Consider the following 19,365-nt stretch of genomic DNA (forward strand, 5'->3'; position numbering starts at 1 on the left):
TGCCCGGAACAGGACTCGAACCTGCATGCCTTTTACAGCGCCAGAACCTGAATCTGGTAAGTCTACCAATTTCTCCACCCGGGCATAAAGAACGTTCAAAGTGTCTTTGCTTTCACAAACACTTTATTTGTAAAAGTGGTGCAAATATAGACAAGAGTACAGATATTCCGTACTTTTTTTACACTAAAATAAAAAAGAGGGCATTTTGTTATTGCCCTCCCGGATTTATTGAAAAAACTACTCTGTCAGATAAACAGCATGTGTGTTCCTATCCCGCTTCCCTGTTTGTAGAAATCCCCTACGGTAATGACGCCGTCGATATCGTCATACATGTCTTCTTTCTTATAATGGAACATGTCCATCGCGAGTTTGCAGGCCCACAGTTTAACGCCGGAAGCCTTCAATATTTCCAAAAACTCATGCACGTCGGGCATATCTATCTTTTCCATTTCCTTTTTCATCATGGAAGTGGCCAACGCCTCCATCCCCGGTAAACCGCCCAATAAGGTTGGCATGTGCATCGCCGGGTTGCCGACAGTGGCAATATGCAGATGCTCGAGTTTTTGTTTATGAATCGCTTCCAGCCCAAAAAAGGTAAAGAACATTTCCGCCTCTATGCCTTCCATCCTGGCGCCGTTTGCCAGCACAAAGGCCGCATATACGTTTTCTAAGGTGGCTTTGGAAAGAATGATCATCATCTTTTTGATTTCTCCATTGTATTCGCTCATGATTGTATTTTTTAAGGTTTGAATAATTAGATGCAGCTGGCAGGTTTCGGGATGCCTGCAATTTTTGAAGAGGTCTTTAACGGTGCCATCGGGAACAACTGATAAAACTCCTTGATGTCCACTACGCCGCTCTTGCCGATTTTCCGTATACTCAGCGGAGAATCGTTTTTAAATTCGGTTTGTAAATAATTGATAACCTCCCAATGTCTGGGCGTCATCTCGATATTGGCTTCTTTTGCCAAGCCCTCACCGATTTCCCTGTCCCATTGTTTAAAGTCCGTCATGAATCCTTCATCATTGACCGAGATGGTTTTTCCTGCAATTGTCTTTTCCATTTTGTATGTAATTATTTAGTGATTAATCGTACTGTTTGCCTGCTTCTTTCATTTCTGCGGATACAAACGGTATATGCGTTCCTTTCAGCAGCATATTCCAGTATACCCAGCGGAATGCCAGCTTACCCATATGGTTCATGCGGCTTTCTTTCAGCAAGCGAAGCGGTCCCACTCCGGGAAACGGAAATGTTCCCTCCACCGGCTCGTGGGTGTAGTTGAAATCAATCAGCAAAGCCTTGCCGTTTCCTGTTTCAATGAAGCAGTTGGCATGTCCGTCAAACGTATCACTTAACGGCTCTCCGTTGATATAGTGCATAATGTTACCGGTCAGTATCTCCGCTTCAAAGTGCGCCACAGATCCGGCTTTGGAGGCAGGAATATTGGACGCATCGCCAATCACAAAAATATTGGGCTTTACTTTTGACTGCAACGTGGCTTTGTCGGTCGGCACATAATTCAGCTCATCACCGAAACCGGAGCGTTCCATGATGGCATCCCCTTTGTTGGTGGGCACCGTAACCAGCAGATCAAAAGGAATCACCCGTCCGCCGTAATCTACAATGGATTTATTTTCATTGTCCACGTGCTCAATGGCGAAATCACTTTCAATTTTTATGTTCTTATCCACCAGCAAATGTTCCAGTGTTTCCGTGGCTTTCGGTTTGGTGAAGGCACCACTCAGTGGAGTGACGAAGGTAATCTCCACTTTGTCACGCATTTCTTTATGCCTGAAAAAAGAATCCGCTAAAAAGGTAAACTCCAGCGGAGCGACCGGACATTTGATAGGCATTTCAGTGATGTGTACCAGCAATCTGCCGCCTTCCCATGTCCTGAGTTTATCGCGCAATGCCAGCGCACCTTCAAACGTATAAAAATCAAAAACTGATTTTTGCCATTCACCGCCCTTCATGCCTTCGATTTCTTCCGGAGCAATTTTTGCTCCGGTTGCGATGATTAAGATATCATACTGAACGGAAGTGCCGTCAGCCAATAACACCTTGTTTTCATCCGGAACGATTTTGTCAATGGACTTGGTAATGAGCAGCACCCCTTCCGGTATGAAATCTTTGATGGGTTTGATAATATCATCCGGCGTGTACATATCAAAAGGCAGAAACAGATAACCCGGCTGATAGTGGTGTTCTTCCCGCTCATCAATGATGGCAATCTCCCAGTCTTCTTTCTTTATATGGTGTTTCAGGTGGTTGGCCATCATAGTTCCAGCCGTTCCCGCACCTAAAATGATGATTTTTTTCATGGAATAATTTGTTTTTTAAAGTTACTAAACAATCGCATATAAAGTTACTATTACGCAGTCAATGTCAACGTTACATATGTTACATAAATAACTGATTTTTATCAGGAAAGGAGGAAACTCATACGCTTTTTTGACTTAACTTGTAGTGGAAATCAGCATATTGGATATTTTGACCGGGTCATTACTTTTAAGAGTCAGAATCCAATTAAGATAAAGCCTTTTCTTGCGAAAAGGCTTAAATCTGTTGTTGAATGTGCCCACGACTGGATTCGAACCAGCACGCCGTTGCCAGCACCACCCCCTCAAGATGGCAAGTCTACCAATTTCTCCACGTGGGCAAAATATCAAAGAGGATGCAAAGATAATTTTTTGTTCGGATAATTTTGTCGAACTTAAAAACTTCCTGCAAACATACATACCTGTTTATTTTCAAAAAAATAGCCCGGATAGAAATCCGGGCTCTGAAAGTATGCAAGTAGTTAAAATGAGATAAGTTGTTAGAATACATACATGGCGGCTAAACCCAATGTATGCTGGAATTTACTGGCTGCAGCTTTGCGGTCCAGGAATACTTTGTCCGTTGCAAAATCCAGTCTGTATTCCGGCACCAGCCTCAATCCACCATAGATATTGATCTGAGATGTGAGTGTAAAGTCTACAAAATGCCTGGAAGGGCCAGCCACATACGGCGCCACATAATCAGGGTTAAACATATACCCCAGCCTGCCGCCTATGCTGGCTCTTTCATTGATATCGTATTGTCCGTACAAGTACGCTACTGCATATTTGAATCTGGAAATAGGACCGCCTTTCACCTCTCTGTATCGGAATTGATGGTAAGCTACATTCACACCCAATTTTCCCTTCTTTTCTTTTCCTAATTTGATAGAACCCGTTAAATCATAGGAGTGTTTGTAATTTTTATAAACGCCCACTTCTGTTGAGTCATTGATAAAATAATTCTTGGGTTCATTTCCACCGATGAAATTGATATAAACACCTCCGTTATCACCGGTATAACCCACTTGTGCCCCGACATACTTATTTCTGTCATTATCAGTTTTATTATCGGTATCATTGAAAAATCCTACCAAAAAATTCCATTTTTTGACTGTAAAGTTGGTTTTGAAACCTGTGTGATAAAACGGGCCGTTCTGGAAGGCAAGGGAAGTCGAATAATTGAAGTTATTTTGCGGCTCAATCAGTTCATAACCAAAGTAGGTACTGAAGTTACCCAACGTAAATTCCACCCATGGTGCGGGCGCATACGTCACATATAACTGTTTAATGGCTAAAATCGTATTAGAATACAAGGTGTTATTTGCTGCTTCTGCTCTTGGGCCAAATCCCAGGTCAGCGCAAAAACCTACTTTTTTGATTTTCTTTTTCATGATTATGTTTATCATGCCTAATTCAAAAGAGTTCGCTTTCGGGTAAAATGCTCTGTTCAATACCGTATTGGTTACTTTACCATTAAAGTTGGTTTGTACATACACATCTACCGATCCTGAAATTTCGAAAGGAAGTTTCGCCTTAAACTCCTCGACCTTTTCTTCATACGTTTTTTTTACTTCACTGGAGTCATCACCTTCTCTCTTCTTTTTGAAGCTCTTCAACCCCAGAGAGGAAGACGCAGCTAAAAATGACGCCGAAGCAATAAACACCCAAACTGTTAACATAATTCTTCTCATAGCACCTATTTTAAAAAGTTAATAATTATTATTTTGCAAGTATAAACTTAGATTTTCAATTATTACACTCAAATATTTTATTTAATTTTTAGTTAAAGTTGTCTTTTTAGTAATTTTACGCAAAATAGTTTAGATATTTATTTTTATAATGTTTTATATACGATAGCGAGCCTATACTGTATAAATGAATTGTTAAGCCCAAAATCAATGTTTAAGATTTTCTTAAACGACCGTATGTCAACTAAGAAAAAGTTTCTTGCTAATATTATAATTCAGTCTGAAATGCATATTACCGTATTCAAAAAGGACTGTTTCAATCTAAAATCTGACCATATACATGAATGTTACGAATGAACATCCGGGCTTGTATCATCCTTCATTTGAAAAAGATGCTTGCGGAATCGGCTTTGTCGCGCATATGAAAGGTGAAAAATCACATCGTATCATTCAGGATGCCCTAACCATGCTGGAGAACATGGAACATCGGGGTGCCTGTGGCTGTGAAGAAAATACCGGTGACGGAGCAGGCATCTTGCTGCAGATTCCGCATGAGTACTACCAAAAAGAAGCTGCCAAGATGGGTATTACCCTGCCAGAGCCAGGTAAATACGGAACCGGTTTCATCTTTTTCCCACAGGATCAAGAGACGCGAAACCAGTGCAAAGAATTCATCGCACAAACTGCAAAGACATTAAAATTCACCGTTTTAGGCTACCGGAAAATCAACACCAATAATGAACCTGTTGGTCCGACGGCCAAATCTGCGGAACCTTGTGTCGAGCAGCTGTTCATAAAACCGGAGTTTGAATACAAGGAAGACATCGAACTGGAACGAAAACTGTATGTGCTGAGAGCTCATACGGTCAGAGAGATTAATATCATCCTGGGTGGAAAGGATTCTTTCTATTACACCAACCTTTCCTGCCATACCGTTATCTACAAAGGACAACTGACCACCCATCAGGTTCGTCAGTATTATCCGGAACTGAATGATGAAAGCGTAGAATCTGCACTGGCACTGGTGCATTCCCGTTTCTCTACCAACACCTTTCCAAAATGGCGTCTGGCACAGCCATTCCGCTACATAGCCCATAACGGGGAAATCAATACACTACAGGGCAACCTGAACTGGATGCGCACCCGGGAGCATCTGCTGGAATGCAATGTATTTACCAAAGAAGAGATTGAAATGTTCATGCCAATCTGTTATCGTGATCAGTCGGACTCCGCTTCATTAGATAATGTCGTTGAGTTATTATACCTCGCTGGCCGGTCGTTGCCGCATGCCATCATGATGCTGATACCGGAAGCCTGGCAGGATAATGAACAGATGGAAGACTGGAAAAAGGCATTTTACGAATACCATGACTGTCTGATGGAGCCTTGGGACGGTCCGGCTTCGATCTGCTTTACCGACGGCAAGATGGTAGGCGCAACGCTGGACAGAAACGGATTGCGTCCTTCACGTTTTGTCGTGTATAATGATGGCAGAGTGGTGATGTCATCCGAAGCGGGCGCCTTACCGACAGAAGAAGAAAAAGTAATTCAGAAAGGCCGCCTGCAGCCCGGAAAGATGTTTATCATCAACATGGAAGAAGGCAGAATCATTTCTGATGATGAACTGAAAAAAAATATCTGCACCCAGCATCCATACCGCGAATGGCTGAATAAACACAAAATTACGTTTTCAGACTTGCCGAAATCTGCCATTTCTGAAGAACGATTAGCTCGCAGAGAATTATTACAGCAACAGCTCGCATTTGGCTATACCTCTGAAGATGTCCGTGTCATTATCACACCTATGGCTGAAACCGCCTATGAACCGATAGGTTCTATGGGAACAGATACGCCGCTGGCGGTCCTTTCCGACCAGTCGCAGAATTTATCGAATTATTTCAAACAATTGTTCGCACAGGTAACCAACCCTCCTATCGACCCGATTCGGGAACGCATGGTGATGAGTACCTTTACCGCATTAGGCGGTGCCAGCAGTATATTAACGACTACAGAGCATCACTGTAAACAGATAGCGATCCGTCAGCCGATATTATCCAACAGCGACATCGCAAAACTCCGTTACATCAATCATCCTGACTTTAAGGTAATCACGATACAGGCATTATTCAGTTCCAGCGGAAAAAAAGGCGCGCTGGAAAGAAGTATAGAGCGAATCTGTAAGGAAGCGGAAGATGCGGTGGCCAACGGAAACAATATCATAATCATTTCTGATAAAGGCGTTAATAAAGATTTTGCACCGATTCCATCCTTACTCGCTACCGGCGCCATACATCATCATCTGATTCGTACCAAAACGCGTATCGACTGTTCTTTAGTGGTGGAAAGCGGTGATATCCGGGAAGTACACCAGATGGCAACCCATATCGGCTACGGTGCCACTTCCATCAATCCGTATTTAGCGTATCAGACCATCTACGATTTAAACAAGGAAAAACTAAAACATTTAAATAAACCGGATGAGAAGCTGGTGGAGAACTTCATCAAGGCATCCAGTAATGGTTTGCTGAAAGTATTTTCCAAGATGGGTATTTCCACTCATCAATCCTACCACGGTTCTCAGATTTTCGAGATAGTCGGATTGAGTAAGAGAGTGGTGGAAAAATGTTTCACCGGCTCCATCTCCCGCCTGGATGGGATGGGTTTTGATGAAATCGCTAAAGAGGTATTGAAACGACACACGCTCGCATTCCCGGATGCAGAAAATGGAACCCCGCATCTTGAAGTGGGCGGAAACTATCAGTGGAAACGCCGTGGTGAAGCGCATCTATTCAACCCGGACATGATACATTTACTGCAGTATTCCACCAAGAAGAACGATTATAAAATCTATAAGCAATACGCGGATAAAATAAACAACCAGGCAGAAAAAGCGATCACTTTGCGCAGTTTGCTGGATTTTGATTATTCCATTGCAACCCCTGTTCCGATAGAAGAGGTAGAGCCTGTAGAAAATATATTGAAACGTTTTGCTACCGGCGCCATGTCATTCGGTTCCATCTCACATGAAGCACATTCCACGCTCGCCATTGCGATGAACAGGATAGGCGGCAAATCGAATTGCGGTGAAGGCGGTGAAGATGAAATTCGTTTTGAGAAAAAGCTAAACGGTGATTGGGAACGTTCGGCTATCAAACAGGTAGCATCCGGCCGATTTGGTGTAACGAGTTATTACCTGGCAAATGCCGATGAATTACAAATCAAACTGGCACAAGGCGCTAAACCGGGTGAAGGCGGACAGCTGCCCGGCCATAAAGTGGATGAATGGATTGGAAGAGTGCGTCACTCTACTCCGGGCGTGGGATTGATTTCACCGCCGCCGCATCACGACATCTATTCCATCGAGGATTTGGCGCAATTGATTTTTGACTTAAAAAACGCCAACCCAAAGGCACGCATCAACACGAAACTGGTGGCTGAAGCGGGTGTGGGAACGGTAGCCGCCGGTGTTGCCAAAGCAAAATCTGATGTGATATTAATCTCAGGCTATGACGGCGGAACAGGTGCTTCCCCTATTTCTTCCATCAAACATGCAGGCTTGCCATGGGAACTTGGGTTGTCAGAAGCACATCAGACGTTGGTAAAAAATAATTTACGAAGCCGTGTCATACTGCAGACAGACGGACAGCTGCGAACCGGTAAAGACATTGCTTTCGCCACCTTGTTAGGTGCCGAAGAATGGGGTATCGCCACCGCTGCATTAGTGGTGGAAGGTTGTATCATGATGCGTAAATGCCATTTAAACACTTGCCCGGTAGGCGTCGCCACGCAAGACCCGATTCTGCGCTCCCGATTCACCGGCGACCCGCAGCATGTCATCAATTTCTTCACGTTTATTGCGAATGATTTAAGGGAATGGATGGCGAAACTCGGCTTCCGCACCATCAATGAAATGGTGGGACAAACCCAACTGCTGAAACGCAGAGACGGCATCCACCACTGGAAATATAAGCATCTCGATTTAAGTCCTGTTATTTTCAAAGAAGAAGCAGGGCCGGAAGTAGGTTTATTTAAACAGATGAGACAGGCGCATCCAACGGATGACGCAATACTGGATAAGAAATTAGTGGAAGCTGCCAGAGAAAGCCTGGAAAATTCCATTCCTGCTACAGGACATTTTAAGATCATCAATACGGACAGAACGGTGGGTGCTTTGCTCAGCAATGAGATATCCAACAGGCATAAAGGAACGGGATTGCCGGAAGACACGATTCAGTTTAAATTTACGGGCAGTGCCGGACAGAGTTTTGGCGCATTTACAGCACCGGGAATTACATTTGAGCTCGAGGGAGAAGCCAATGATTACTTTGGCAAAGGCTTATCCGGTTCGAAACTGATTGTCTATCCATCCACCAAAGCAAACTTTAAACCGAGTGAAAATATTATCATCGGCAATGTGGCGTTTTACGGCGCTACGAGCGGCGAAGCATATATCCGAGGCATGGCCGGCGAACGGTTTTGCGTTCGAAACTCCGGTGTAAAAGCCGTTGTGGAAGGTGTAGGCGATCATGGCTGTGAGTATATGACAGGAGGACTGGCAATCATTCTGGGCAAAACAGGCAGAAACTTTGCTGCCGGAATGAGCGGAGGCATAGCCTATGTTTATGACATGGAAAATGCTTTCCCGAAAAATATCAACAAGGAAATGGTGGAACTGGAAGATCCGGAAAATGAGGATTTGGAAACACTCCGGTTTTATATCGAACGCCATTTCAAATACACCAATAGCGATATCGCGAAGAATATCTTAGACAATTGGGAGGTTACATCCAAATTTTTTGTAAAGGTGATGCCGACCGATTACAAGAAAGTATTACGGGAGAGAAAAGCGCAAAAACAAAATATAAATGTATAAATGCGATGAGAAACTGCCTGCTTATATTATTCGTTTTACACTTTCATTTATCATCCCAAGCACAGGATTTTGAGTTTTTCTGGGATGACAACAAAGAGTACGAAAAGAAACACGTTAATGAACTGGTAAGCAGTTATAATGAAAGCAATTATACCTTTTTATTAGGCACAGGCCGCAATTACGGTTTTCTATCTATTAAAGATGCATATAAAATGAATTATCTGGATATGAGTCCGAAATCAGACATATATCCCTATATGATAAAGATGTCAGCTGATCAGAAATTTATCAGCAAAATAAATATCAAACCGGTAATAACGAATGAAAAAGATTATGAAATAGACGAGATTGCAAGACTAAAGAAGAACACTTTCATCCTATACAAGAATGAAAAAGATAAAAAGGGTCCGAACAGCTATTTTATCTATAAAATTGATCATTCAAACGGAAAATCATCTTTTGCCAGCTATTTCACACTGAGTAAGGATGAGCTTACTGAACACAACAGAACCAATTGTTTTATATCTGCCGATAGTTCGAAGACGTTCGTTCTTTTCCAGAAAATTACAAAAAAAGTGCCAGTTGAAAAAGATGAAATAAAAAGAATAGGAGGAACGCTTCTAAATGAGGATGGTGGAAAAATATGGTCTTTTCAAACAGTGCTGGAAGATTTCAAAGAAACCAACTGCAATATTGAAGAGGCTATTGTACTCCCGAATGGCGATGTGTATTTTACAGTCAAGGATTACAATGAAATAATGGTTGAATTCACCCTATCCGGCGCTTTAAGAAGTTATAAAGAAAAAATTGAACAGCCAGATAAGATTTACAAATTGAATTTCGACACGTATCTATATAAGATTTCTCAAAACGGAAAATCTGTTACAAAAATTAATCTCAACAGTTCAAGATACAACTCGCATTATCTCTTTTACAATGCACAAAGAAATGTTGTTGGTTTTGCCGGCATCACACATGACAATAAAGACATTCCCTATAGCGTAGAGTATGCCGAAATCAACCAGTATGATAATTCTGTAAGAACCAGCACCTGTATATTTCCGAAAGATTACATCGACAACATCAAAAAATACCTGGCATCCATAAAAAAATTCGATAATGAGGATAATGCCGAAAACAGACTCGTTCGGTTTATTAATCACATCAGCACTCAGGATAATACTTATATAGTGGCAGATTTTAACACTAGCCTCCATGTTTTTAACAGTTCATTCAGCAATGACTTTTATTTTAACGGTGATATCTACATCCTGACTGTCGACAACAATGGAAAAATCAGTTTTTACAACAAAGTAAACAGATTGTTTGCATTAGATTCTCACTTTTGCAAAAATACGGATTACAAACCTTATCCATTTCTCTATAATGGGAATATCTGCATTCTCAGAAACAGCACGGAAAGGGAAATTTCGGAAGAAAAGATCGAAAAGGGAAAAATATTCCCCTATAGAAAAGAATGGTCATTGGTACTGAACAAAGTTGAAAAAGATACTATACGTTCTCAAGAGCTGTTATCTACCTGTAATGATTTAAAAGTGGTGAACACATCATTCCTGTACAGAATGAGCGACTCCAAATTTTTATTTCAATATGAAGAGGGCAGGTGCGGAATATATGCTGTTCCGATGGAACATAAGTATTATTCCACTTTAATATTAAAATAGCAAGTCAACATTATATAAGATGGGAAAACCAACAGGATTTTTAGAATACACCAGAGAATTGCCGAAATACAGGGATCCGAAAGAGCGCATCCATGAGTACAAGGAATTCTACCTGGAATTTGCTGAGGAAAAAACCAAAACCCAGGCAGCACGCTGCATGGACTGCGGCGTTCCGTTCTGTCATAACGGCTGCCCGCTCGGAAATATCATTCCCGAATTCAATGACGCTGCCTATAACGGCGACTGGAAACTGGCGGCGGATATTTTATTATCCACCAACAACTTCCCGGAATTTACCGGCAGAATTTGCCCCGCTCCATGCGAAGCATCCTGCGTATTGGGTATCAACCAGCCACCTGTAGCCATTGAGCATATTGAGAAATCCATCATTGAAAAGGCATTTGAATTAAACCTGATACAACCCAATCCTCCTAAAGAAAGAACCGGAAAGAGAGTGGCGGTGGTTGGCTCCGGCCCTGCCGGATTGGCGGCGGCGGCTCAACTCAACAAAGCCGGCCACAGTGTTACCGTTTTTGAACGTGCCGACCACATTGGCGGACTGTTGCGTTATGGAATCCCGGATTTCAAACTGGAAAAACAATATGTGGAACGCCGGGTGAAACTGATGGAGGCGGAAGGCATTGCATTTAAAACAAATACCAATGTCGGCACAGATATTACGGCAGACGAATTAACCAATAACTTTGACGCTGTGGTACTTTCCGGCGGCTCCACCGTACCGAGAGATTTACCCATTCCCGGCAGACAGTTCAAGGGCGTATATCCCGCTATGGAATTCTTATCCCAGCAAAACAAACGCGTTGCGTCGATTGACACCATTATTGACCATCAGGGGAAAAAATATGAGAACGGGGATATCCTTGCAACCGGTAAAAATGTAATCGTTATCGGCGGCGGCGATACCGGCTCTGACTGCGTAGGTACTTCCAACCGTCATGGTGCGCAATCCGTGACACAGATAGAATTATTATCCAGACCACCTGAAACCAGGGCAGAAAGCACCCCATGGCCTTTATGGCCGATGATGCTGCGTACCTCTTCCTCACATGAGGAAGGTTGTGAGCGCCAATGGTCAATATTAAGTAAAGAATTTACGGGCAACGAAAAAGGTGAACTCACCGGACTAAAGGTAGCAGAGATAGAATGGAAAACCGTGGACGGAAAACCGCAAATGGTGGAAATAAAAGGAACCGAACGGATATTGCCCTGCGAACTGGCCTTGCTGGCAATGGGATTCGTCCACCCTCAGCACGACGGTCTGCTTCAGGAGTTAACTGTTGAACTGGACGAAAGAGGAAATGTGAAAGCCAACAATTATAAAACCAATGTAGATAAAATATTCACCGCCGGTGATATGAGAAGAGGGCAAAGTTTAGTAGTTTGGGCCATCTCTGAAGGAAGAGAATGTGCGCGGCAGGTGGACCTTTTTCTGATGGGTGAAAGCCTTCTGGAAGCAAAAGACGAAGGGCTGATGTATGTAAATGAATAACGTAATTGCGAGACACGCCCGCCTGACCGGACGGGCAGGAAGCCATCTAATGATTGCTTCACTTCGTTCGCAATGACGAAAATAAACTGCTGTTTTGCGCTTGCTGTGTTACAATAGTAGTAATCCCGAACTGAAAGGTTCGGGTTTTTTTATTTCTGTTCAGCATTTGCAGACTGCGTTTTACAACGTCTGCCAGCAGGCAGACAAAAGGCTATAACTTATAACTGTCATTTCCGTAAAAGCGGGAATCTCCTTCACTATTTGTGAGATTCCCTTTTTCAAGGGAATGACGCTTAATTATTTTCAATTATCTGTTGTTCTTCTTCGGTGATGCCGTATAATGCATACACCATCTCATCTATTTGTTTGTCTAAGTTGCTGCATTTTTGTTCGCTGGGCTTAGGTTTGGCACCTGTGACCAGCAGGGTTTTTTCGCGTTCGGACAGTATTGGTTAGACACGAACCACGGCATTCAGGAGAAAGATGGCAAATAACGTTTTACCATCAATACGCATCAGGGTGCCGGATTGGGAAATTCCAGGTGTATTTTTTCAATCTCCTTTAACACCTCTTCCGGCAATGTAACATGTATGCTGTCCGTATTTTCTTTAAGCTGAGCCATGGATGTCGCACCAATAATATTCGCCGTTAAAAACTTTCTGGAATTAATGAACGCCAAAGCCATTTGCGGAAATGAAAGCTGATGATCGGCTGCAAGTTGTGCATATCGTTCCACCGCTTTCATGGTATTCGGATGCGCATACCTCGAGAAATAATTCGGCCACAAGGTAAAACGCGCCCCATCCGGCCTGGTGCCTTTTAGGTATTTATTGGAGAGTAACCCGCCTGCCAGTGGTGAATAGGCCAGCAAACCTATGTTCTCCCGAATGGATATTTCGGACAGACCTATTTCAAATGTACGATTCACGAGGTTATACGGGTTCTGGATGGTGATGATTTTGGGAAGCTGTTCTTTTTCTGCGATACGAAGGTATTGCATGGTTCCCCAGGGAGTTTCATTGGAAATACCGATATACCTTATTTTTCCCTGCAGAATGAAATTCTGCAAAATATGCAACGTCTCTCTGAAATCGGTAACTGGGTCATCTGATTTGTGTTCATATCCCAAAGTACCGAAATAATTAGTTGGCCTTTCCGGCCAGTGCAGCTGATACAAATCGATGTAATCGGTTTGCAAACGTTTCAGGCTGTCATTCAGCGCTCTGGTGATATTTTCTTTATTGAATTTCGGTCCCAATCCAATATGCGGCAATCCTGCACTTGGCCCCGCCACTTTGGACGCAATGATTAGGTCGTCGCGCTTTTGTCGTTTTTTGAGCCACGTGCCTATTATCCGTTCCGTTGAGCCTTGTGTATCCGCTTTAGAAGGCACCGAATACATTTCAGCGGTATCAATAAAATTGATCTGTTGTTCAACAGCGTAATCCAATTGCTCGTGTGCTTCCGTTTCTGTATTTTGTTCTCCCCAGGTCATTGTACCGAGGCAGATCTTACTCACTTTGATATCGGTATCCGGTAACAGGTTGAATTGCATCATTTCATTTTTACAAGTATAGGAATTTTTAGTCTAATGAACAGAAAATAAAAAACCTTCAACGAGTAACATTGAAGGTTTCTGAAAGTTGTGATTCGGATTATATCTTAATCTTCTGACACGATACTGGCAGAAATAAATTCCCTGTTAAGCCGCGCAATATTTTCCAGAGAAATCTCTTTTGGGCATTCCGCTTCGCAGGCACCTGTATTGGTACAGCTGCCAAAATCCTCCTTATCCATTTGTGCAATCATATTGAGGGCACGACTATGACGTTCCGGATGCCCCTGCGGCAGTAATGCCAACTGGGATACTTTAGCCGAAACGAACAACATCGCCGATGAGTTTTTACAGGCAGCCACGCAGGCGCCGCAACCGATACAGGCAGCTGCCGCAAATGCTTTGTCAGCCTTATCTTTCTCCACAGGAATGGCATTCGCATCCACTGCATTTCCCGTATTCACCGAAATATAGCCGCCCGCCTGAATGATTCTGTCGAATGCTGCACGGTCGACTACTAAATCTTTGATAACCGGAAAGGCTTTTGCTCTCCACGGTTCCACCACTATCGTATCGCCGTCTTTAAAGGCACGCATGTGTAACTGACACGTGGTGGTGCCATGCCATGGCCCATGCGGGCGACCATTGATATACATAGAGCACATACCGCAGATACCTTCACGGCAGTCATGGTCAAAAGCAATCGGTTCTTTATTCTCCGCGACCAATTGTTCATTTAATACATCAAACATCTCCAGGAACGACATTTCAGACGAAATGTTTTTTACCTGATAGGTTTCCAGGCCACCTTTGTCCTCTTTATTTTTTTGTCTCCACACTTTTAAAGTGAGGTTCATGTTGTAATGCTGCATATTGATTTCAGTTTGTAATTTTATAATCAGCAATAGCCAATTATTCTAATCCTATTCTATTTATAACTTCTTGCTGCTATTTTAATGTTTTCGTATACCAGTTCTTCCTTTTGTAAATTCCAGTTGCTCTCTCCGGCAAATTCCCAGGCTGCCACATACTTGTAGTTTTCGTCATCCCGCAATGCCTCCCCTTCTTCTGTCTGTGATTCTTCACGGAAGTGACCGCCGCAGGATTCATTTCTGTTCAATGCATCTTTGCACATCAACTCTCCCAACTCGATAAAATCAGCCACACGACCTGCTTTATCCAATTCAGGGTTGAATTCCTCCACACTTCCCGGTATTCTGACATCACTCCAGAATTCTTTTTTCAATGCCTGTATCTCTTCAATCGCTTCCTGCAATCCCTTTGCATTTCTTGCCATACCACATTTTTCCCACATGATTTTACCCAGACGCTTATGAAAACTTTCCACGGATTTAGTTCCTTTGATATTCATCAGCATATGGATTCTGTCAGCGGTGGCTTTTTCCGCTTCTAAAAACTCTGGGCTATCTGTTGGAATAGGTTTAACGGCAATTTCATCTGCCAGGTAATTACCCATTGTATAAGGAATTACAAAATAGCCGTCTGCCAATCCCTGCATCAGTGCTGAAGCACCCAAACGGTTGGCACCGTGGTCAGAGAAATTACATTCACCTAAAGCATACAAACCCTGAACGGATGTCATCAATTCATAATCTACCCACAAGCCACCCATGGTGTAGTGTACCGCAGGATAGATACGCATAGGCACTTCATATGGATTCTCGCCGGTGATTTTCTCATACATGTCGAAAAGGTTACCGTATTCTTCTTTCACGACTTCCTTACCCAACTTCACTAAAGTCGCTTCATCGGGATTTTCAATACCTAACTTGGACGCTTCCGCACGGCCGTATTTATTGATTAAGTTGAATCTGAAATCAAGGTAAACGGCCTGTTTGGTCGTTCCTACCCCATATCCCGCATCACATCGTTCTTTAGCCGCACGGGATGCTACATCTCTCGGAACTAAGTTTCCAAAAGCCGGGTATCTTCTTTCAAGATAATAATCGCGTTCGTCTTCCGGAATTTCGTTTGGTTTACGGTTATCGTCTTTATTCTTCGGCACCCATATACGTCCGTCATTTCTCAAGGACTCTGACATCAGCGTTAGCTTGGACTGATGGTCGCCGGAAACCGGAATACAGGTGGGGTGAATCTGGGTAAAGCACGGATTACCGAAGAAGGCTCCTTTTTTATGCGCTTTCCAGGCTGCTGTAACATTAGAACCCATCGCATTGGTGGACAGATAAAATACGTTTCCGTAACCGCCTGTACACAATAAGACGGCATGTCCGAAATGGCGCTCCAGTTTTCCGCTCACTAAATCTCTTGCTATGATTCCTCTAGCTTTGCCGTCTACCTTTACAATATCCAGCATTTCATGACGGACATATTGTTTTACATTACCCAATGCCACTTGTCTTTCGAGTGCAGAATAAGCACCTAACAATAACTGCTGGCCTGTTTGCCCAGCCGCATAAAAAGTACGTTTTACCTGTGTACCGCCAAATGAACGGTTATTCAATAAACCGCCATATTCACGGGCAAAAGGAACACCCTGAGCCACACATTGGTCAATGATGTTTACAGATACTTCCGCCAAACGGTGTACGTTTGCCTCACGGGCGCGATAATCACCCCCTTTAATCGTATCATAAAATAACCGGTACACGGAGTCACCGTCATTTTGATAATTCTTGGCAGCATTGATACCGCCTTGTGCTGCGATAGAGTGCGCACGTCTCGGAGAATCCTGAAAGCAAAATACCTTCACCTTATAGCCAAGCTCTCCCAATGAAGCAGCCGCAGAAGCACCGGCTAAGCCTGTACCCACAATGATGATTTCGAGTTTACGCTTGTTGGCCGGATTGACAAGTTTGACATGACCTTTATAGTCTTCCCATTTTGTCTCTATATCTCCTGCCGGTATTTTTGAATTTAACGCCATTTTATCTTGAATTAAAATCGTTTGAATTATTGTACAATCCCAAAAAATAATGCCACTGCAATCGCTGTAAACAGGCCTGGAATGATGATAGAAAATGCCGTCCCCAGTGTTTTTATGATGGGTGTATATTTTTTATGGTTTAGCCCCAAAGTCTGGAATGCACTCTGGAAACCATGCAAGAGGTGATATCCTAAGGAAACGAAGCCCAATAAATAAGGTATTACAATATACCATTTCGTCAACGCTTCCTTTACTTCTTCAAATGGATTTTCTTCTTCGCCGGTTATATACAAGGCTTTTTTGGTATGCAGCCAGAAATCAGACATATGCAATACCAGGAAAATCAACAGCAACGTTCCCAGTAATGTCATGGAACGGCTGTACCATTTGCTGTTTGCGCTGGCGGCAGATACGGCATATCCAACCGGGCGTTTTGATTTATTATCAAAATGCAGTTTCAAGGTCATGCTGATGTGTGCCAGTAAACCCAGTATCAGTACAATTTCCATGATGCGAATCACCCAGTTGTGTGACATGAAATACGCTGCCGTATTAAAGGTTTCCCCGCCATCATTCAATAAGATGGTAGAATTGATGCCTGCGTGTACAACCAGAAAGCTGATAAGAAATAAACCTGTGAGACCGACTATGATTTTTTTGCCGATGGATGAACTTAAAAAATTTTCTTTTGCCATGATAGTATGATTTCAAAAAACCGTCGCAAAATTAACAGTTAATGAGTGAAATATGTTTTGATGTGCATTAAATTTTTGCACATCTTTTGTTTAGAAAGATTCTAAATAAATAAACACAACAACAGCTAAGATTATTTACTGCCTATTATGCCGGAATGCAGGCCGTACTTACTTGTGAGTATCAAGTAATCCAGACACCAAATCAATGTATTTCTGCATGGCTTCTTCTTTGGACAAGCCGGCTTTGTCTTTCCAGGCATTCCACTTAAACTGTCCTTTGATATCGAACATACCAGGTTTTGAGGTCGTATTGTCACCGTCTGTTGCCTGTTTAAAAAAGGCATATAAATCCAGTAACTGGGTGTCACTTGGTCGTTTGGTCAATGTTTTTACATCTAATTGTGCCTGTTCAAACTGATTATCTAAGCTCATATTTTTAATTTTGCTTAAATTTAGAAAATGATTTTGAGATTAGCCTCATAATTCAACGGCTCTCTCTTCTTTTTTCAAATTTGAATCAGCCTGAAAAACTGACCCAAAATGTACTTTAATGAAGAAATTCCAATTTGCCTTTTTAATCTGTATCCCACTGATCTGGTTTTTTTTCAAACTATTGCCTGTTTATACTCATCCGGCAGACTGCTCCACGCCCAATTTCATGTATGCAGAGAATATCGAACAACTTAAAATCTGGTGTTTTGATGCGGACAGCACCATTCGTTTCGACGACAGTTCGAACTTTCTGTATGTGGTAAGCATCTGGTTGCTGATACACTTCTTTCAGTTTACCACCGTAAAGGCCGCAATGGCTATTTCTGCATTCAGTATGTTCACATCTGTTTATCTGCTGCACAGAACCATCGATTCCAGATTTTGGAACATACAATTGTTGGTGGTGGGTTTGTTGTTCATGAGCACACAAATATGGGCAGGTGTACTGGGAGATGAAATCATTTTCCAAGGCATGTTGTGGCTGCTGGTGATACATTCCTTTTGGAAACACCGCTATATCGGTATGTTATTCTGGAGTTCAGTCAATATCATTGCAAGCCCGGATAACCTGTTCATTGTTCTGCCGCTTATCGTTGTCAGCTTTTGGGATATCCTTTTATTAAAAGAACGGGACAAAAGAAAATTTATCATTCGAAGGATACGCAGAACCATAACATTCTTCCTGTTCCCCATAATTATATTTTACACGGACCGTTATTTGTACTTTGGAAAGATCCTTCCGTATAACTGGCTGCATCATTCAGTGGAAACAGACAGGTATTTCGGTTTCTTTAACCTGGAAGCATTTAATGTTACCAAACATTATCTACGCTTCTATACCCTTCCTCTCCTTATTGGCATCGCCTTTTATTTTCTGAAAGAATTCAAAAGTCTGAACATACGTTATTGGGCATTAGCCGTCTCTTTTTTATTTATTCCCATTATTTATAACTGCACATTTACACAGGATGAGAACCTGGGATACAAGAATATGTACAGCATTTATCTCGGTTTAATTACACTGTCACTGCTGTTTATACGTGATTTCCGTTCGATTTCCCAGGCTGTAACAACAGCGGTATTCGTGCTCTTTTTCGGATTTAAATTTGCCTTCATATATTTCGAAAATACGTTACAGAGCGCCAACAACAACGAATATTATCTGGCGAACGATCTGGCAAAAGTCCACAATGGCAAAGTTATCCTCTATTATGATAATTTTATTCCCTGGCTGACGGAATGGCAAACTACATTCGCCAGCGGTAAACATACGAAATCAGGGGAAAAAATGACAACCAAGGAACTAACGGCGTCCCTGGCAGACGTTATCATTACTGAAAACCAAGACGACATCCTACTGCTGAAAGAAAAATATGACCTTTTTAAGATTCCGAAGAATACACGTCAGTATCAGAGGGAAATTGCTCCGGATAATTCACTGGATAAATTCTTTTATAAGTATTCCCGGAAATCGAAACTCAATATAAATGACCGGTATACCATGATGGTTTGGAAATTTGGCAACAATTACCAAGATATTAAGAAGATGCTGGAACAGCACGGTGGGAAGAAACTGGATTAATTTGAGTCGAATTTTTTCAAGTAAATTCCGTATAAAAAATAACCCCGCAAATGCGG

General features: G+C 42.4%; 13 protein-coding genes and 2 tRNA genes. 4 read left to right on the plus strand and 11 right to left on the minus strand.

What is annotated here, in order from left to right; genetic code table 11:
* The 6 genes from IPM95_06205 to IPM95_06230 all read right to left on the minus strand — a co-directional run bounded on the left by IPM95_06205 (nt 1) and on the right by IPM95_06230 (nt 4,012).
* Nucleotides 1-84: transfer RNA gene (locus IPM95_06205), tRNA-Leu, on the minus strand.
* 161 nt (nt 85-245) lie between these two features.
* Complete coding sequence (locus IPM95_06210; GenBank protein ID MBK9328905.1) at nt 246-728, minus strand: DsrE/DsrF/DrsH-like family protein; 483 nt, start codon at nt 726-728, stop codon at nt 246-248.
* Nucleotides 729-754: 26 nt separating this feature from the next.
* Nucleotides 755-1,063: a TusE/DsrC/DsvC family sulfur relay protein gene (locus tag IPM95_06215; protein MBK9328906.1), complete on the minus strand. Its 309-nt coding sequence runs from the start codon at nt 1,061-1,063 to the stop codon at nt 755-757.
* A gap of 22 nt (nt 1,064-1,085) precedes the next feature.
* Complete coding sequence (locus IPM95_06220; GenBank protein MBK9328907.1) at nt 1,086-2,321, minus strand: FAD-dependent oxidoreductase; 1,236 nt, start codon at nt 2,319-2,321, stop codon at nt 1,086-1,088.
* 254 nt (nt 2,322-2,575) lie between these two features.
* Nucleotides 2,576-2,659: transfer RNA gene (locus tag IPM95_06225), tRNA-Leu, on the minus strand.
* A gap of 159 nt (nt 2,660-2,818) precedes the next feature.
* Entirely contained in the window at nt 2,819-4,012 is a 1,194-nt protein-coding gene (locus tag IPM95_06230) for an outer membrane beta-barrel protein (GenBank protein MBK9328908.1), read from the minus strand.
* A gap of 337 nt (nt 4,013-4,349) precedes the next feature.
* Between IPM95_06230 and gltB the strand changes: the two genes are divergently transcribed.
* Genes gltB through IPM95_06245 form a run of 3 tightly spaced genes read left to right on the plus strand, consistent with a single transcriptional unit; the run spans nt 4,350 to nt 12,077 of the window.
* Complete coding sequence (gene gltB / locus IPM95_06235; GenBank protein MBK9328909.1) at nt 4,350-8,882, plus strand: glutamate synthase large subunit; 4,533 nt, start codon at nt 4,350-4,352, stop codon at nt 8,880-8,882.
* Nucleotides 8,883-8,887: 5 nt separating this feature from the next.
* Entirely contained in the window at nt 8,888-10,567 is a 1,680-nt protein-coding gene (locus IPM95_06240; GenBank protein MBK9328910.1) for a hypothetical protein, read from the plus strand.
* Between the two features lie 19 nt (nt 10,568-10,586).
* Nucleotides 10,587-12,077, plus strand: a complete 1,491-nt coding sequence (locus IPM95_06245; GenBank protein ID MBK9328911.1) for a glutamate synthase subunit beta — start codon at nt 10,587-10,589, stop codon at nt 12,075-12,077.
* A 514-nt stretch (nt 12,078-12,591) separates the two neighbouring features.
* On the opposite strand, the gene IPM95_06250 is transcribed toward IPM95_06245, so the two are convergent.
* From IPM95_06250 to IPM95_06270, 5 genes are all read right to left on the minus strand, one after another.
* On the minus strand, nt 12,592-13,632 hold the full coding sequence (locus IPM95_06250; protein ID MBK9328912.1) for an NADP(H)-dependent aldo-keto reductase: 1,041 nt from the start codon (nt 13,630-13,632) through the stop codon (nt 12,592-12,594).
* 107 nt (nt 13,633-13,739) lie between these two features.
* Complete coding sequence (locus IPM95_06255; GenBank protein MBK9328913.1) at nt 13,740-14,504, minus strand: succinate dehydrogenase/fumarate reductase iron-sulfur subunit; 765 nt, start codon at nt 14,502-14,504, stop codon at nt 13,740-13,742.
* A gap of 56 nt (nt 14,505-14,560) precedes the next feature.
* The gene (locus IPM95_06260) at nt 14,561-16,540 is read right to left on the minus strand and encodes a fumarate reductase/succinate dehydrogenase flavoprotein subunit (GenBank protein MBK9328914.1); all 1,980 of its coding nucleotides are present in this window, start codon (nt 16,538-16,540) and stop codon (nt 14,561-14,563) included.
* A 26-nt stretch (nt 16,541-16,566) separates the two neighbouring features.
* Nucleotides 16,567-17,235, minus strand: coding sequence for a succinate dehydrogenase cytochrome b subunit (locus tag IPM95_06265; protein MBK9328915.1), 669 nt, complete (start codon nt 17,233-17,235; stop codon nt 16,567-16,569).
* Nucleotides 17,236-17,403: 168 nt separating this feature from the next.
* Nucleotides 17,404-17,667 carry an acyl-CoA-binding protein gene (locus tag IPM95_06270; GenBank protein MBK9328916.1) on the minus strand — a complete coding sequence of 88 codons (264 nt, stop codon included), beginning with the start codon at nt 17,665-17,667 and terminating at the stop codon, nt 17,404-17,406.
* Nucleotides 17,668-17,785: 118 nt separating this feature from the next.
* Here IPM95_06270 and IPM95_06275 point away from each other — a divergent pair, with 118 nt between their 5' ends.
* Nucleotides 17,786-19,309, plus strand: coding sequence for a hypothetical protein (locus tag IPM95_06275; GenBank protein ID MBK9328917.1), 1,524 nt, complete (start codon nt 17,786-17,788; stop codon nt 19,307-19,309).
* The last annotated feature ends 56 nt before the right edge of the window (nt 19,310-19,365 follow it).

This window comes from Sphingobacteriales bacterium (genome assembly GCA_016719635.1).
GTDB lineage: Bacteria > Bacteroidota > Bacteroidia > Chitinophagales > JADIYW01 > JADJSS01.

Bases quoted from the DNA above. Each gene is read 5' to 3' on its own strand.
- IPM95_06210 (MBK9328905.1), bottom strand. From the start codon at position 728: ATGAGCGAATACAATGGAGAAATCAAAAAGATGATGATCATTCTTTCC.
- IPM95_06260 (MBK9328914.1), bottom strand. From the start codon at position 16,540: ATGGCGTTAAATTCAAAAATACCGGCAGGAGATATAGAGACAAAATGG.
- IPM95_06255 (MBK9328913.1), bottom strand. From the start codon at position 14,504: ATGCAGCATTACAACATGAACCTCACTTTAAAAGTGTGGAGACAAAAA.
- gltB (MBK9328909.1), top strand. From the start codon at position 4,350: ATGAATGTTACGAATGAACATCCGGGCTTGTATCATCCTTCATTTGAA.
- IPM95_06250 (MBK9328912.1), bottom strand. From the start codon at position 13,632: ATGCAATTCAACCTGTTACCGGATACCGATATCAAAGTGAGTAAGATC.
- IPM95_06265 (MBK9328915.1), bottom strand. From the start codon at position 17,235: ATGGCAAAAGAAAATTTTTTAAGTTCATCCATCGGCAAAAAAATCATA.
- IPM95_06270 (MBK9328916.1), bottom strand. From the start codon at position 17,667: ATGAGCTTAGATAATCAGTTTGAACAGGCACAATTAGATGTAAAAACA.
- IPM95_06240 (MBK9328910.1), top strand. From the start codon at position 8,888: ATGAGAAACTGCCTGCTTATATTATTCGTTTTACACTTTCATTTATCA.
- IPM95_06215 (MBK9328906.1), bottom strand. From the start codon at position 1,063: ATGGAAAAGACAATTGCAGGAAAAACCATCTCGGTCAATGATGAAGGA.
- IPM95_06275 (MBK9328917.1), top strand. From the start codon at position 17,786: ATGAAGAAATTCCAATTTGCCTTTTTAATCTGTATCCCACTGATCTGG.
- IPM95_06245 (MBK9328911.1), top strand. From the start codon at position 10,587: ATGGGAAAACCAACAGGATTTTTAGAATACACCAGAGAATTGCCGAAA.
- IPM95_06220 (MBK9328907.1), bottom strand. From the start codon at position 2,321: ATGAAAAAAATCATCATTTTAGGTGCGGGAACGGCTGGAACTATGATG.
- IPM95_06230 (MBK9328908.1), bottom strand. From the start codon at position 4,012: ATGAGAAGAATTATGTTAACAGTTTGGGTGTTTATTGCTTCGGCGTCA.